Here is a 13,297-nt window from a genome sequence, read left to right as displayed (position 1 = left end):
CCGACTGTCACTTGCCTCTACGTGAGAAGAGACGATTGCGTTTCGCGGCGGACGACATCACGCCTGTTCACATCGGCGTTTACTCCGCGGGCTGGGCCGCCACGGTGCCGTGGCCGCCGTGCTGGACGAGCGGCCGCATCCCGGTCAGGGTTCGCAGCAGCACGTAGAACACGGGCGTCAGGAACAGGCCGAACACGGTGACGCCGATCATGCCGGAGAACACCGCGACGCCCATCGCCCGCCGCATCTCCGAGCCCGCGCCGGTCGACAGCACCAGCGGCAGCACGCCCATGATGAAGGCCATCGACGTCATCAGGATCGGCCGCAGCCGGAGACGGCTGGCTTCGATCGCGGCGCGCAGCGGCGTGCGTCCGGCGAATTCGAGCTCGCGCGCGAATTCGACGATCAGGATCGCGTTCTTGGCGGAGAGGCCGACGAGCACGATCAGGCCGATCTGGGTGAAGATGTTGTTGTCGCCCTTCGAGATGTAGACGCCGGCCATCGCCGCCAGCAGCGCCATCGGAACGATCATCAGGATCGCCAGAGGGAGCGTCAGGCTCTCATAGAGCGCGGCCAGCACCAGGAACACCAAGAGGATCGCGAGCGGAAACACCCAGAGTCCGGAATTGCCGGCGATGAACTCCTGATAGGTCAGGTCGGTCCATTCGAAAGCAAATCCAGGAGGCAGCACCTCGGCCGCGATCTTCTCGGCCGCCGCCTGCGCCTGGCCCGACGAGAAGCCCGGCGCCGCCGCGGCGTTGATGTCCGACGACAGGAAGCCGTTGTAGCGGATCGCGCGCTCGGGACCGGCGCTCTGTCGGACGTTGAGCAGCGCCGACAGCGGCACCATCTCGCCCGTGGACGAACGGACCTTGAGCTGGCGAATGTCGTCGGCCCGGGCGCGGAACGGCGCGTCGGCCTGCACGCGCACCGAGTAGGTGCGGCCGAACTTGTTGAAGTCGTTCACGTAGTAGGAGCCGAGGTAGATCTGCAGCGTGTTGAACACCTCCGTCACGGGGACGCCGAGCTGTAGCGCCTTGGTGCGATCGATGTCGGCGAACAGCTGCGGCACGTTGACCTGGAAGCTCGAAAACGCGCCGGCGATCTCCGGTGATTTCTGCAAGGCGCCCATGAAGGCGGTGGTGACGTCGTTCAAGGCTTCGTAGCCACGGCCGGCGCGGTCCTCGATCTGTAGCTTGAAGCCGCCGATCGTGCCCAGGCCGTTGACCGGCGGCGGCGGGAACATCGCGATGAAGGCGTCCTGGATGCCTGCGTATTTCTTGTTGAGCTCCAGCGCAATCGCGCCGCCCGACAGCGACGGATCCTTACGCTCATCGAACGGCTTCAGCCCGGAGAACACGATGCCGGCATTGGAGGAGTTGGTAAAGCCGGAGATCGAGAGGCCGGGAAAGGCGATCGAGCTCTCGACACCGGGCTGCGTCAGCGCGATGTCGCTCATCTTGCGGATCACCTCCTCGGAGCGGTCGAGCGTGGCGCCGTCCGGCAGGCGGGCGAAGCCGACCAGGTATTGCTTGTCCTGGCCCGGCACGAAGCCGCCCGGCACCTGCTTGAACAGGACGGCGGTGGCGCCGATCAGCAGCACGTAGAGGATCATCACGGCGGCCTTGGCCGTGATCACCCTGGAGACGCTGCCGCTGTAATTGTCGGAGGCGCGGACGAAGGCGCGGTTGAAGCCGCGGAAGAACCAGCCGAGCGAACGGTCGAGGATGCGGGTGAGGCGGTCCTTCGGGTCGTGATGGCCCTTGAGCAGCAGCGCCGACAGGGCCGGCGACAGGGTCAGCGAGTTCACGGCCGAGATCACGGTGGAGATCGCAATCGTCAGCGCGAACTGCTTGTAGAACTGCCCGGTGAGGCCGGAGATGAAGGCCAGCGGCACGAACACGGCGACCAGCACCAGCGCGATCGCGATGATCGGGCCGGACACCTCGCGCATCGCCTGATAGGTGGCGTCGCGCGGCGACAGGCCGCTCTCGATGTTGCGCTCGACATTCTCGACCACGACGATGGCATCGTCGACGACGATGCCGATCGCGAGCACCAGGCCGAACAGGCTGAGCGCGTTGATCGAGAAGCCGAACAGATGCATCACCGCGAAGGTGCCGACGATCGACACGGGCACCGCCAGCAGCGGAATGATCGAGGCGCGCCAGGTCTGCAGGAACAGGATGACGACGATCACGACCAGCACAATCGCCTCGAACAGCGTGTGCACGACGGCCTCGATCGAGGAGCGCACGAATTGCGTCGGGTCGTAGACGATGTGATACTCGACGCCTTCGGGCATCGTCTTCTTGATCTCGGCCATGGTGGCGCGGACGTTGTCGGAGATCTGCAGCGCGTTGGAGCCGGGCGCCTGGAAGATCGGGATCGCCACCGCCTGCTTGTTGTCGAGCAGCGAGCGCAGGCCGTATTCGGAGGCGCCGAGCTCGATGCGGGCGACGTCGCGCAGCCGCGTCACCTCGCCATGCGCGCCGGTCTTCACCACGATGTCGGCGAACTGGTCCTCGTTGGAGAGGCGGCCCTCGGCATTGACCGAGAGCTGCAGGTCGAGGCCCTTGACGTTCGGCGATGCGCCGACCACGCCGGCCGCGGCCTCGACGTTCTGCGCCTGGATCGCCTTGACGATGTCGCTCGCCGAGAGGCCGTGCTCGGCGGCCTTCTGCGGATCGACCCACACCCGCATCGAATAGTCGCCGGCGCCGAACAGCTGGACGTCGCCGACGCCGTCGATGCGCGCCAGCCGGTCCTTGACGTTGAGCACCGCGTAGTTGCGCAGATAGGTCGTGTCGTAGCGGCCGTTCGGCGAGTTCAGGTGCACGACCATGGTGAGGTCGGGCGAGCTCTTCTTGGTGATGACGCCGAGCTGCCGCACCACGGCCGGCAGCCGCGGCTCGGCCTGCTGCACCCGGTTCTGCACCAGCTGCGTCGCCTTGTCCGGATCGGTGCCGAGCTTGAAGGTGACCGTGAGCGTCATCGCGCCGTCGGTGGTCGCCTGGCTGCTCATATACAGCATGTTCTCGACGCCGTTGATCTGCTCCTCGATCGGCGTCGCCACGGTCTCGGCGATCACCTTCGGATTGGCGCCGGGATAGGTCGCGCGCACCACGACCGACGGCGGCACGACGTCGGGATATTCCGAGATCGGCATCGAGAACAGCGCGATCAGGCCGCCGAGGAAAATGAGCGTCGACAGCACGCCTGCGAAGATCGGCCGGTCGATGAAGAATTTGGAGAGGTTCATGGGAGGCCCCGTGGTCGGGAGAGGTCAGCGTGTGGCTGACGTTGTTAGTTGTTGGTAGGCGTTTGAAAGACGCTGAGCGGCGCCAAATAGGATCTCGCTGTCGCCTCACCCTCGGCGTCGTCCCGGCGAACGCCGGGACCCATACCGCGGACGGCCAATTGTTGAAAAAGACTGTGGGTCATCATTCGTCGTCCACAAGCAAGGCCGGTGGTTATGGGTCCCGGCGTTCGCCGGGACGACATCTGTGGTTGGCGTTGGCAGAGGGGTCCGATGACGCTCAGCGCTGCGCCAGCTGCTTGTTGTCAGCCCCATCCCGCGCGCCCATCGCCGCCACCTGCGTCTTCAGCAACGCGCCAGGGCGCACCCGTTGCAGGCCATTGACCACCACGCGTTCGCCAGGCTTCAAGCCCGCCGAAATGATCCGCAGGCCCTCGACGCTGCCGCCGAGTGTCACCGGCCGATACACCGCGCGCTCGTCGTCGCCGACGACCATGACGAACTTCTTGTCCTGGTCGGTGCCGATGGCGCGCTCGTCGAGCAGCACCAGGGACTGCTGCTGCGGCTGGCCCATGCGGACGCGGGCGAACTGGCCGGGGATCAGGGTGCCGGTCTCGTTCTTGAACACGGCGCGGACGCGGATGGTGCCGGTCTGGCCCTGCACCTGGTTGTCGATCAGCTGGATGTGGCCCGACGCGGTGATGCCGCCCGACGTCGTCATCTCCACCGGGATGCGGTCGAGATTGCCGCGCTTGCCGGAGGCGTCGGCCACGGCGGCCAGCGCCCGCAGCACGACATCCTCGGTGGCGTCGAAGCTCGCATAGATCGGATTGACCGAGACCAGGTTGGTCAGCACCGGCGAGGCCGAGCCGGCGGCGACGAGATTGCCGACGGTGACCTCGATGCGGCCGACGCGACCGTCAACCGGCGCGCGCACCTGCGTGTAGTCGAGATTGAGCTTGGCCGCCTGGAGTGCTGCTTCCGCCGCCTTGACATTGGCGATCGCCTCGCGATTGCCGTTGTCGCGCTGGTCGAAGTCGCGCTTGGTGACGATCGAGCTGCCGACCAGTTGCGCGCCGCGCTCGAGCTCATTGGCGGCGAAGGAGGCGCGGGCACGCGCGGCTTCGAGCTGGGCCTGGGCGCGGTCGACCTCGGCGGCATAGGGCGCGGGGTCGATCTTGAACAGCACGTCGCCGGCCTTCACCAGCGAGCCCTCGGTGAAATTGGTGGCAAGGATGGCGCCGGCCACGCGCGGCCGGACCTCGACCCGCTCGACCGCTTCGAGCCGGCCGGAGAACTCGTCCCACAGGCTGGCCTTGCGCGGTTCGATGACGGAGACCGTCACCGGGACGGCCTGCTCCGGCGCAGCGGCGTGAGCCGCCTGCGGGACGGGGCTAAAATGGAAATACTGCGAACCGGCGTAGGAGCCGGCGGCGATCACCACGCCGGCGACGGCAACGGTGCTCAGCCACCGCTTCAGGCGGCTGGGGGAACTTGGTTCGGGCGAAGGCATTGTCGCGCTCCAGATTTGTAGTGCTCGCTACAAATGTGGCGCTGGCAACTCGTTCGCAAGAGACTTATGTAACGGATGCTACGAAAATCCTAGACGGAACTTTGGCGGCTGCGGCAGATCAAAGAAATGGCTAGGAATCGCAAATAGATAAGAATCAGTCGGGGCGGAGACGAAAACAGGAGTTTTGCAAAATGGGCGTCGGACGGCCCCGGAATTTCGATCGCGACACCGCGCTGGACCAGGCGATGGAGGTGTTCTGGCGCCATGGCTATGAGGGCGCGACCATCGCCCAGCTCACCGACGCCATGGGCATCAACCCGCCGAGCCTCTATGCCGCCTTCGGCAGCAAGGAGGCCCTGCTCAAGGCCGCGCTCGACCGCTACACCCTGCGCCGCGAGGCCTGGATGGAGGAGGTGCTGGGCGCGCCGACCGCCCGCGAGGTCACCGCGCGGATGCTGATGGGCGTCGCCGAGAAGCAGACCGACCCGTCCAACCCGCCCGGCTGCCTGCTGGTGCAGGGTGGCCTTGCCTGCGGCTCCGGCTCAGCCAACGTGCCGTTCGAGCTCGCCGCGCGCCGCGCCCAGACCGAGGAGCAGCTCCGCCATCGCTTCGAGCGCGCAAAGCAGGAGCGTGACCTGGCCGAGAGCGCCGACCCCGCCGCGCTCGCGCGCTATGTCTCCGCCGTCATCACCGGCATGAGCGTGATGGCGTCCTCAGGCGCCGACCGAGAGTCGCTGGCGCAGGTCGCCGAGGTCGCGATCAAGACCATCGCGGATCAGTCGGTGCCGGCGCCGGTCACCGCGAACTGATCGCTCGCATGCGCTGGGCGATGGGTCGCTCTGCCCTCGCGCTGTCTTGTGCTCGTGGACGCGATGCGGTCCCCTGCGGCCGCTTCATCGTCATCGCGCCAACTCAAGAGCCGTTCCTTCATGCGTGTCTTCTCCGCCGCCCTCGCCACCGAGACCAACACCTTTGCGCCGATGCCGACGGGGCTCGGGACCTTTCACGAGCGGGCGTATTTCCCGGCCGGTCAGCATCCGGACAAGATGCAGATGCATGGCGGGCCGCTGTGGGCGGCGCGGCAGGTTGGGCCGTCCAAGGGATGGACCTTGATCGAGGGCCTGGTGGCGGCGGCGGTGCCGAACGGGCTCGTCACACGCGCGGCGTTCGAGACCTTGCGCGATCAGATCCTCGCCGATCTCAAGGCCGCGCTGCCGATCGACATGGCGCTGATCGGGCTGCACGGCGCGATGATCGCCGACGGCTATGATGATTGCGAGGGCGAGCTGCTGTCGCAGATCCGCAAGATCACAGGCCCGGACGTGGTGATCGGCGCGACGCTCGATCCGCACGTCCACATGAGCGAGCTGATGGTGGACAGCGCCGATCTCTTGATCTGCTGGAAGGAATATCCGCACACCGACATTCTCGAGCGCGCGCAGGATCTGGTGAAGCATTGCACCGAGCTGGCCGAGAAGCGGCTCAAGCTGCGCAAGGCGCTGGTCGACACCGACATGATCGTGACCCTGCACACCACCCGCGAGCCGGTGCGCAGCTTCGTCGACCGCATCACCGCGCTGGAGGGCAAGGACGGCATCGTCTCGGCCTCGATCGTGCACGGCTTCGGCTGGGGCGATACGCCCGCGATGGGCACCAAGGTGCTGGTCTACAGCGACGCCGCCGCGGATCCCGATGGCGCGAAGGCGCAAGCGCTGGCGCGCAAGCTCGCGGACGAGCTGATCGGCATGCGCGACGCCGTGACCGAGCGCATGCCCGGCGTCGATGCCGCGCTCGACCAGGCGCTCGCCAAGGACGGCACCATCGTGCTGGGCGATGCCAGCGACAATCCCGGCGGCGGCGCGCCCGGCGATTCCACCTTCATCCTGCGCCGCGTGCTCGAGCGGAAGATCGAGAACGTCTGCGTCGGTCCGATGTGGGACCCGATCGCGGTGCGCATCGCCTTCGATGCCGGAATCGGCGCCAAGCTTCCCTTGCGCATCGGCGGCAAGATCGGCCCGCTGTCCGGCGAGCCGGTCGATGCGACCTGGGAGGTCAAGGCACTGAAGGAGAACATGGTGATGACCGGGCTCGCCGGCACGCCGGCCAAGCTCGGCGATTGCGCGCTGATCGCGTGCAATGGCGTCGAGGTCGTGATCACGACGTTCCGCTGCCAGGCGTTCGGGAAGGACTTCTTCACCCAGCTCGGCTGCGATCCCTCCACGCGCAAGCTCGTCGTGGTGAAGTCCGCGCAGCATTTCCGCGCCTCGTTCGCCCCGATCGCGGCCGACATCATCATGGTCGATGCGCCCGGCGTGGTCGCGCGCGACGTGACGAAATTGCCGTACGCCAAGATCAAGCGTCCGAAATGGCCGCTGGATGAGCTGCCGCAATCCTCGCGCGCATGATGTCCCAGAATGCGACGGCGTAGCGCGATGCTGTTAACGTTCGGAACGCGGCTGGAACGAACCGCGTCCGAATCAGCCGCGCATCGCGGTTTGAAATCTGTTCACGGCTAGATGTCGTGGTGCTCTGAGCAGACACGCAACATCCAGCGCGAGCGTTCGTCTCGCGCGGCTTGTCTTCACTTCAAAACGTTAAGCTCAGCGCGCGGCAAGGCTCACGTCGCCGACGATCCGAACCGCCGCATCCACGCTGCTCGCAAACCGATCGGCGTCGGCGAGAACGGCCCCGGCGGCGCGCGCGTGATCAAGGCGACGAGCAGCAGCGCGGCGATCGCGAGCCAGAAGCACAGCCAGAACGCATCGAGATAAGCCAGCACATTGGCCTCGCGCTGCACCTGGCCCGCCAGCGTGCCGACGGCGCGCGCCTTGGCCTGTGCGGCGCCGTGGCTGGTGAAATAGCCGGTCAGCCGCTGCAGCGCGCGGGCGACGTCAACGTCGCCGCTCTGGATGTTGAGGCCGAGATAGGCCGAATGCACCTGCTCGCGCACGCGCAGCCACGTCCCCATCAGCGCAACGCCGATCTCGGCGCCGCCGAGCCGCATGATCTGGATGTAGGCCGCGAACGACGTCGCGCGCGCCGGATCCGAATTCGACAGCGCCATGATGATGATCGGCAGCAGGGTCAGCGCCTGCCCGATCGACTGCAGCATGACGATGCCGATGAAGTCCTCGCGCGCCCAGGCATGGGTGAGCTGGGTGCCCCACAGATTGGCCGCCGCGAAGGCGCTGAACCCGAGGACGACGACGAGGCGCGCATCGACATGACGCAGCAGCCAGATCGACAGCGGCACCAGCACGATCAGCGGCAGCGCGCCATAGATCAGCAGGAGCGAGCCGCTCTGCTCGGGGCGCAACTGGGTGATCGTGGCCAGGAAGTTCGGCACCAGCGATGCGTTGGAGAGGCTGGTCAGCGTGTACAGCAGGATGACCGTCAGCGAGAGCCCGATGTTGCGCGAGAACAGCACGTTGAAATGCGCCCAGGGCTGCGGGCTGAGGGCCTCGTTGACGAGGAAGAGAACGAACAGCACGGCGCCGCCGGCAAGCAGCGCAACGACCGTGCCGGATTGCAGCCAGTCGAGCCGGTTGCCCTGGTCGAGACCGGCATAGATCATCGACACGGCGCTGCCGAGCAGCAGCATGCCGCCCCAGTCGGCATTGCGAAGCAGCGTGCGATTGACCGGCTCGGCGGGCGTGCCGAGATAGACCATCGCCGCCATCAGCGGCGCCAGCGCCACGCCCTGCCAGTACATCCATTGCCAGCCGAGATGCTCGACATAGAAGCCGACCAGGGAGGTCGAGGTGTCCAGCGCGAAGCCGACGCGGATGGAGTAGATCGAGATCGCCGGCAGCCACCAGCGGATCGGCAGGTTGCGGAAGATGATCATCAAGGTCGCCGGCACGAAGGTGCCGAGCAGCATGCCGTGGATGATCGCGAGCGTGATCAGGGTCGGGTAGTCCCGCACGAACGGAATGATCAGCGACACCACCGCATAGATCAGGCTGGGAATGCCGAGCACGCGGCGCAGGCCGAACACGGTCGCGAGCCAGGCCACGGCCGGCGCGATGAAGATCTGCGAGCCGATCGCCGCGGTCGAGAGCCACGCGCCCTGGTCGAAGCCGAGCGCGAACGCGCCGCGCAGGTCGGGCAGGCCGACCGAGGTCAGGCGGCTGTCGAAATTCGCCAGGAACGAGCCAAGCAGCACGGCGCCGACGGCGAACAGCGGATGCGCCGCCTGGCCGCCCTGCGACAGCGGTCCGCGATCGCTCGCACGGATACCCTCACGGATGCTCTCACTTGGCGCCATCGGCCGCGCCCGTGGTGCGGATGTGGGTCACGACCGACATGCCCGGCAGCAACCGGGTCAGCAGCTTCTGGTCGGCATCGAGTGCGATGCGCACGGGAATCCGCTGCACGACCTTGGTGAAATTGCCGGTGGCGTTGTCGGGCGGCAGCAGCGCGAATTGCGAGCCGGAGGCCGGCGCGATGCGCTCGACGCGGCCGTGCAGCGTCTCGCCCGGGAAGGAATCGACGGTGACGTCGACCGGCTGGCCCGGGGCGACATGCGTGAGCTGCGTCTCCTTGTAGTTGGCGATCACGAACACCTGGGGCAGCGGCACCACCGCGATCAGGCTGCTGCCGATATTGACGTAGTCGCCGGTCTGCACCTGGCGCTGGCCGACGACGCCGTCGAACGGCGCGGTGATCCTGGTATAGCCGAGCTTAAGCCGCGCCGCGGCCAGCGCGGCCTTGGCGCCGGCCAGATCGGCACCGCGCTGCTTCTTGGTGCCGGTGAGCACTTCGAGCTGATGACGCTGGGCGGCGATGACGGCGCGGCTGGCGCGCACATCGGCCTGCGCCTTGGCATAGGCGGCGGTGGCCTGCTCCAGCCGCTGCTTGGTGCCGGCCTCGCTCTGCGACAGCGATTGCTGGCGCTCTTCCTCCTGCCGGGCCTGCACCTCGGCGGCGCCGGCCGACACCTGCTGCGCTTCGGCCTGCGCAATGGTCGCGTATTGCAGCTCGACCTGGTTGCTCAGGTTGTCGAGCGCCGCCTGGGCGGCTTCGACATTGGCCTCGGCCTGCGCGACCTGCGCCTCGTAGTCGGCCGGATCGATCTGGATCAGCAGGTCGCCGGCCTTGACCCGCTGGAAATCGCTGACGGCAACCTTGAGCACCTCGCCGGCGACCCGGCTGGAGAGCTGGGTCATGTCGGCGCGGACATAGGCGTCGTTGGTGGTCTGCGTCGTGGCGTTGCCGGTCCAGGCATTCCAGCGCGAGGTGGCGAGCGCGACGAACGCCAGCGCGACCAGCACGGCCAGCAGCGGAATGCCGAGCCGCGCCCACAGCCCCGGCGCAGGGGCAGGCGAGGGCGGTGGCGCCGATGCCGCGCGTGGCGCCGTATCGACTTGGCTTGCTGGTTCACTCAAGACACGCCTCCTGCAGCTCCCGACATGGATCGAGCCAGACTACAGCTACCGCATTCTGCGATCCGCGCTACCTGTACTCTGGGGTATGGGGGATGCGCGCGGACGCTGGACAGCCATTCCCGCCCCATGGAACTTGTGCCGCGGCGGCGATGGCAACTCGCATGACCGGGCTCCCGTTCCCGGAGGAAGACCGTTCAACCCGGACTTGGTGTGGGCTGCGGCTTAGCTTACTCTGGCGATATTTCGCGCCGGCCGCAGGCATGGCTGCGCTGATATCGAGAATTCAGGGGAATTATGGGGAACAAGGGTACGATCCTGATTGCCGGCGGGGCCGGCTATATCGGGGCTCATTGCAGCAAGGCGGTTGCCGAGGCGGGTTTCACGCCGATCGTTTACGACAATCTGACGACGGGGCACCGTAGCTTCGTGAAATGGGGGCCGCTGGTGGTCGGCGACATCGCCGACAGCATCAAGGTGGCGAGCACCATCCGGCAATATGACGTGCGGGCCGTGATGCACTTCGCGGCCTGGAGCGCCGTCGGCGAGTCCGTGGCCGATCCGCAGAAATATTATCTCAACAATGTCGCGGGCACGCTCGGCCTGCTGCAGGGCATGCGCGAGGCCGGCTGCACGCGGCTGGTGTTCTCCTCGACCGGCGCGGTCTATGGCAATGCCGGACGTGAGCCGATCCCGGAGAGTGCGGCCGGGCCGACGGTCAATCCCTACGGCCGCTCGAAATTCATCATCGAGCAGATCCTGTCGGACTACCGCGCCGCCTACGGCTTCTCCGCCACGGCGCTGCGCTATTTCAACGCCTGCGGCGCCGACGCCTCAGGCGTGATCGGCGAACTGCGCGATCCCGAGACCCACCTCATCCCGCGCGCCCTGATGGCGATCCTCGGCCATGTCCCGGATTTCGCGATCTTCGGCACCGACTACGAGACGCCGGATGGCACCGCGGTGCGCGACTACATCCATGTCGACGACCTCGCCGCGGCCCATATCGCGGCGATCGGACGGCTGCTGGAGGGACACACTGGCGGCGCCTACAATCTCGGGACCGGCAGCGGCTATTCGGTGCGCGAGATCGTCGATGCGATCCGCCAGGAGACCGGCGAGCAGGTGCCGCTGGTCTATCGCGAGCGCCGCGCCGGCGATCCGCCGGTTCTGGTCGCCGATCCCCGGCGCGCCGAGCATGAGCTCGGCTTCAAGGCGCGCCACTCCGACCTCGGCCACGTCATCCGCTCGGCCTGGGCCTGGCACCAGAAGGCGCACCCGCGAATCGTCTGAGCAGGGGCGCCAGTCGAAGACACGCTACGCCGCCGCTGGCGGCGTATGCGCGTACTCGTCGATGAGGCTTTCCATGCGCTCGTCGTCGACCGACCAGCTGCCGATCTCGACGCTGTCACGGAAAAAATGGATGCTGTGCGCCGGTGAGCGGACGTTGTCGCCGCGAATCATCCGGAGCAGGTTTTGCGCCACGCGGCAGTGATCGCCGGGCAGCCTGAGATCGAAGAATGCATCGCCATAGCCCGGCAGGATGGTGCCGGCCGAATCGCGAACTTCCATGCGCAACTGTGCCATGCTCGCATTCAACGACAGCAACGGTTTCCGCCCGGTAAATGCCGCCGCGGCGGAGATGATTCGCGGCGCCGTCTAGGGCGTGATCATCTCGCGCGCGACTCCGCGCGGCGCGGTGATCTCCTTCCAGGTGGAATTGGCGACATGCACAGGCGGGAACGCCGGCCGTTCGACATAGCGGCCGTCGCCGGCTTGCGCGCGCAGCTCGCCGTCACGCCAGGCGATCCGTCCGCGCGATACGGTGACGACCGGGCCGCCGGTGCAGGTGAAGCCCTCGAAGACGTTGTAGTCGATGCGGCTGACCTGGCGGGTCGCGCTGATCGTCTTGTGCATCGCCGGATCCCACACCACGAGATCGGCGTCGGAGCCGGCCATCACGGCGCCCTTGCGCGGGAAGATGTTGAGGATGCGCGCGATGTTCGCCGAGGTGACCGCGACGAACTCCTCCTTGGTCAGGCGTCCCGTTTCGACTCCCGCGGTCCATAGCAGCGGCATCCGGTCCTCCAGCCCGCCGGTGCCGTTTGGAATCCTGCGGAAGTCGCCGCGACCGAGCCGCTTCTGCGCGAGCGTGAAGGCGCAATGGTCGGTCGCGACCACCTGCAGCGAGCCGGATTGCAGCCCGGCCCACAGGCTGTCCTGATGCGACCGGTCGCGGAACGGCGGCGACATTACGCAGGCCGCGGCCTGGTCCCAGTCCGCGGCGCGATACTCGCGCTCGTCGAGCAGCAGATGCTGGATCAGCGGCTCGCCATAGACCCGCTGCCCGGCGGCGCGGGCGCGGGCGATCGCCTCGTGCGACTGGCGGCAGCTCGTATGCACGACATAGAGTGGCGCGCCGGTCATATCGGCGATCATGATCGCGCGGCTGGTCGCCTCGCCCTCCACCTCAGGCGGCCGCGAGAAGGCGTGGCCCTCCGGCCCGTCGATGCCGCGCGCCAGCATCGCCTCCTGCATTCGCGCCACGACGTCGCCGTTCTCGGCATGGACCAGCGGCATCGCGCCGAGCGCGGCGCAACGCGCAAACGAGTTGTACAGCTCGTCGTCGTTGACCATCAGCGCGCCCTTGTAGGCCATGAAATGCTTGAAGGTGTTGATGCCGTAGGTTTGGACCACGATCTCCATCTCGTCGAAAACCTGCTTCGACCAGGAGGTCACCGCCATGTGGAAACCGTAGTCGGCCGCCGCCTTCTCCGACTTGCGCCGCCAGTCCTGATAGGCGGCCAGCATCGACTGGCCGGGATCGGGGATGCAGAAATCCACCACCATCGTGGTGCCGCCGGAGAGCCCGGCCTTGGTGCCCCATTCGAAATCGTCGGCCGACACGGTGCCCATGAAGCCGAGCTCGAGATGGGTGTGCGGATCGATCCCGCCGGGGATCACGTAGCAGCCGTCGGCATCGATCACCTCGGCCGACAGCGGCGGCTCGATTGCAGTGCCCACCGCGAGAATGGTGCCGCCCTGGATCAGGACATCGGCGCGCCGGGAATGATCGTGGTTCACCACCGTGCCGCCGCGGATGAACAGTGACATCGCTTCGCCCCCGCGCTTGTCATCGCC

General features: G+C 67.1%; 9 protein-coding genes. 3 read left to right on the top strand and 6 right to left on the bottom strand.

The features are described from left to right. Positions 1 to 79 precede the first annotated feature (79 nt). Together ACQR0Z_RS26725 and ACQR0Z_RS26720 are read right to left on the bottom strand one after the other, a co-directional pair. A complete protein-coding gene (locus ACQR0Z_RS26725) occupies positions 80 to 3,262 on the bottom strand; it encodes an efflux RND transporter permease subunit (protein WP_434920618.1) in 3,183 nt (1,060 codons plus the stop codon). Between the two features lie 277 nt (positions 3,263 to 3,539). After that, a complete protein-coding gene (locus ACQR0Z_RS26720) occupies positions 3,540 to 4,772 on the bottom strand; it encodes an efflux RND transporter periplasmic adaptor subunit (RefSeq protein WP_434879343.1) in 1,233 nt (410 codons plus the stop codon). A 191-nt stretch (positions 4,773 to 4,963) separates the two neighbouring features. On the opposite strand from ACQR0Z_RS26720, the gene ACQR0Z_RS26715 reads away from it, so the two are divergent. Both ACQR0Z_RS26715 and ACQR0Z_RS26710 read left to right on the top strand, forming a co-directional pair. Beyond that, positions 4,964 to 5,581 (top strand): TetR/AcrR family transcriptional regulator, encoded by a 618-nt coding sequence (locus ACQR0Z_RS26715; protein WP_434920617.1) that lies wholly within the window; start codon positions 4,964 to 4,966, stop codon positions 5,579 to 5,581. A gap of 120 nt (positions 5,582 to 5,701) precedes the next feature. Continuing rightward, positions 5,702 to 7,177, top strand: coding sequence for a M81 family metallopeptidase (locus ACQR0Z_RS26710; RefSeq protein ID WP_434920616.1), 1,476 nt, complete (start codon positions 5,702 to 5,704; stop codon positions 7,175 to 7,177). Positions 7,178 to 7,389: 212 nt separating this feature from the next. Here ACQR0Z_RS26710 and ACQR0Z_RS26705 read toward each other — a convergent pair whose 3' ends face one another. Both ACQR0Z_RS26705 and ACQR0Z_RS26700 read right to left on the bottom strand, forming a co-directional pair. Continuing rightward, on the bottom strand, positions 7,390 to 9,039 hold the full coding sequence (locus ACQR0Z_RS26705; RefSeq protein ID WP_434920615.1) for an MFS transporter: 1,650 nt from the start codon (positions 9,037 to 9,039) through the stop codon (positions 7,390 to 7,392). Next, positions 9,026 to 10,159 carry an HlyD family secretion protein gene (locus ACQR0Z_RS26700; RefSeq protein WP_434879340.1) on the bottom strand — a complete coding sequence of 378 codons (1,134 nt, stop codon included), beginning with the start codon at positions 10,157 to 10,159 and terminating at the stop codon, positions 9,026 to 9,028. Before ACQR0Z_RS26700 ends, ACQR0Z_RS26705 begins: the two co-directional genes overlap by 14 nt. A gap of 294 nt (positions 10,160 to 10,453) precedes the next feature. Between ACQR0Z_RS26700 and galE the strand changes: the two genes are divergently transcribed. Then, a complete protein-coding gene (galE, locus tag ACQR0Z_RS26695; protein ID WP_434920614.1) occupies positions 10,454 to 11,449 on the top strand; it encodes a UDP-glucose 4-epimerase GalE in 996 nt (331 codons plus the stop codon). Positions 11,450 to 11,473: 24 nt separating this feature from the next. On the opposite strand, the gene ACQR0Z_RS26690 is transcribed toward galE, so the two are convergent. Together ACQR0Z_RS26690 and hydA are read right to left on the bottom strand one after the other, a co-directional pair. Continuing rightward, positions 11,474 to 11,764, bottom strand: coding sequence for a hypothetical protein (locus ACQR0Z_RS26690; protein ID WP_434920613.1), 291 nt, complete (start codon positions 11,762 to 11,764; stop codon positions 11,474 to 11,476). A gap of 51 nt (positions 11,765 to 11,815) precedes the next feature. Continuing rightward, on the bottom strand, positions 11,816 to 13,270 hold the full coding sequence (gene hydA / locus ACQR0Z_RS26685) for a dihydropyrimidinase (protein ID WP_434920612.1): 1,455 nt from the start codon (positions 13,268 to 13,270) through the stop codon (positions 11,816 to 11,818). Between the last annotated feature and the right edge of the window lie 27 nt (positions 13,271 to 13,297).

Origin of the sequence: Bradyrhizobium sp. HKCCYLS3077 (assembly GCF_051167555.1) — a bacterium.
Classification (GTDB): Bacteria; Pseudomonadota; Alphaproteobacteria; order Rhizobiales; family Xanthobacteraceae; genus Bradyrhizobium.
The sequence above is the reverse complement of the archived record's forward strand: the minus strand, read 5'-3'. Positions and strand labels throughout refer to the sequence as shown.